The sequence below is a fragment of the Steroidobacter sp. genome (genome assembly GCF_016790065.1).
Lineage (GTDB): Bacteria > Pseudomonadota > Gammaproteobacteria > Steroidobacterales > Steroidobacteraceae > Steroidobacter.
On record NZ_JAEUPY010000498.1, the window covers coordinates 1 to 2462 of the forward strand.

At 60.6% G+C, this 2462-nt stretch carries 2 protein-coding genes; both read left to right on the forward strand.

The features are described from left to right. The first annotated feature begins 215 nt into the window (after nucleotides 1-215). Complete coding sequence (locus JNL55_RS20625) at nucleotides 216-1274, forward strand: M55 family metallopeptidase (RefSeq protein ID WP_293858139.1); 1059 nt, start codon at nucleotides 216-218, stop codon at nucleotides 1272-1274. Further along, nucleotides 1261-2462, forward strand: a 1202-nt coding sequence (locus JNL55_RS20630) for a P1 family peptidase (RefSeq protein WP_293858142.1), incomplete at its 3' end; no start/stop codon positions are given. The genes JNL55_RS20625 and JNL55_RS20630, both read left to right, overlap by 14 nt.

Here is a 2462-nt window from a genome sequence, read left to right on the forward strand (position 1 = left end):
TAGTACCTCATCCGGCAGCCGCAAGTTAATCACACCTACAGTCGCGGCCATCCCTTGATGGGTCAGATCAATAGCCGTGGGTTCCCGCAGTACGACCGGAATCCTCAGTTGTTCCTGCCGAGACTTATGAATACGATTGACTCGGATCTGACCGTGGCGACGCACGCAGTTCACTACGGCAATCGATATCCATCGCGCATCGAGGTGAGCGTCGAATGAATAGGCTGATTCGGTTCTTGACTGGGTGTGTGTTGGCCAGCGGGGTGTGTTTCAACATCGCTGCGGCTGACAAGCCTCACATTCTGTTGATTCATGACATGGAAGGGCTGGCCGGACAGGACGATCCGTATAGCTTCGTTTACGGTCATCCCAAGTATCCGCAGACGCGCAAGCAGCTGACTGCTGACGTCAACGCTGTCGTTGCTGGGCTGTTCGATGGCGGCGCCGGAAAGGTGACCATCGCCGACGGCCATGGCAGCGGCAATTCAGATGCGGACGTGATCGTTGAGGAGCTTGATCCGCGAGCCAAGCTGATCTCACGGCCCACGTACTTTGATACCTATTTGGATCTCGCCGAGCCTGGGGCGTTCGATGCTGTCGCGGTCGTTGGCATGCATAGCAAGAGTGGCACCAACGGTTTCGCTGCGCATACCTACAGCGTCGGTGTGCAGGCTTCCTTTAACGGGCATTCGATTACTGAGACCGAGCTGGTGGGAATGCTGTATGGCGCGGCTGGCATTCCCGTCATTTTCGCTTCTGGTGACGATCGGCTCGCCGAAGACCTGCGCACCATGCCTTGGCTGCGCTATGTCGTGACTAAGAAGGCCAAGAGCGTTTCGAGCGTCGAGTTGTTGCCGGTGGCGGTAGTTCATTCGGCGATGACGCGCGAAGCCAAGCTGGCGGTTCAGAAGCGAGCGTCGGCGCAAGTCGTCAAGTTGAAGGCGCCTATCGAAGTGGCCGTCCGAGCCGTGCCGCCAGCCAGTTTTCGCTGGCTGAAGGATATGCCGGGCATTCACTTCAAGGATGACACGGTGTCGTTTACTGCGAGCGACGTCAGAGCGGCCTATATCGGTATGAGGCCGCTAGTGAGCGCCATGCACTCGTCATTCAACGCGGTCGAGCGCTCGGTGCTGAGCAAACATCCCGATGGCACGCGGCTCAAGTACCAAGGACGCATCGAATTGTTCCGTCGCTGGATCGAAGCCGAGTCAGCCGGCGCTCCGCCCGCGCCGGCTGAGAGTGAGGACGTGGGTGACTATCATGGCTTCTATTGAGCAGCAGGTATCGAGCGTCGACGTCGGTGGCTCCAGTCGAGCAGCCGAATGTTTGAGCGCTGCTCGTGCCGGCACTGGCCGAGCCAGCTGTCGGCGGAATGTGCGGTCGAGCGTGCGAGCACGCTCGGCAATGGGCACTTTGTTGGGCTGCTTGTTTCTCGCGCTCGCGACGTCTGTGCACGCGGAGCGAGCTCGCGATCTGGGTATTCCATTGGAGGGCACGCCGGGCCCATTAAACGCCATCACCGACGTTGCCGGCGTCGAAGTAGGGCACATCACATTGATTCGTGGTGAAGGCGCTCTGAAGCGCGGCGAAGGTCCGGTGCGAACCGGTGTCACCGCAGTCCTTCCTCGCGGCCGCGCTTCAATCAAGCCTGTGTTCGCAGCCTGGCACGCAGGTAACGCCGCCGGCGAAATGACCGGTACCGTCTGGCTGGAAGAGCGCGGCCTCATCGACGGGCCGATCATGATCACCAACACGCACAGTGTCGGCGTAGTGCGTGACGCAACCATCGACTGGATGGTGACGCAGGGCTGGAAAAGCGATTGGTTCGCACCAGTCGTGGCCGAAACCTACGACGGCCTGTTGAACGACATCAATGGCTTCCACGTCAAACGCGAGCACGCGCTACAAGCCATCGACAGCGCCAGACCGGGCCCGGTAACCGAAGGCAACGTGGGCGGCGGCACCGGCATGATCTGCTCTCAGTTCAAGGGCGGCATTGGCACTGCTTCGCGTGTGATCGAACAGAAGTCGGGACGATACACGGTCGGTGTGCTCGTCCAATGCAACTACGGTGCTCAGCAGCGCCTGCGAATCTCTGGTGTTTCCATCGGCGACGCTTGGGGTAAGCGCTACTTACCGTGCTTAATGCCCGCGCTCGATACCCGCAAGGTGGGCTGGGCGCCGCCGTGCGAGCCCATTCCTCCTGCCAGCGAAGGCCCTCGCGGCCGGGAAGGTTCGATCATCGTGGTGGTCGCGACCGACGCACCGCTGTTACCGCATCAGTTGAAACGAGTGGCGAAGCGGCCGGCGTTGGCCATCGGACGCCTCGGCGAAGTGGCACAGGAAGGGTCGGGCGACATCTTCGTCGCATTCTCCACAGCCAACGAGATCCTCGACAGCGAGCAGACCCAAGTCGTCAGCATCGACGCATTCCCCAGTCCGGAACTCACGTCGATCTTCGA

Bases quoted from the DNA above. Each gene is read 5' to 3' on its own strand.
- JNL55_RS20625 (WP_293858139.1), top strand. From the start codon at position 216: ATGAATAGGCTGATTCGGTTCTTGACTGGGTGTGTGTTGGCCAGCGGG.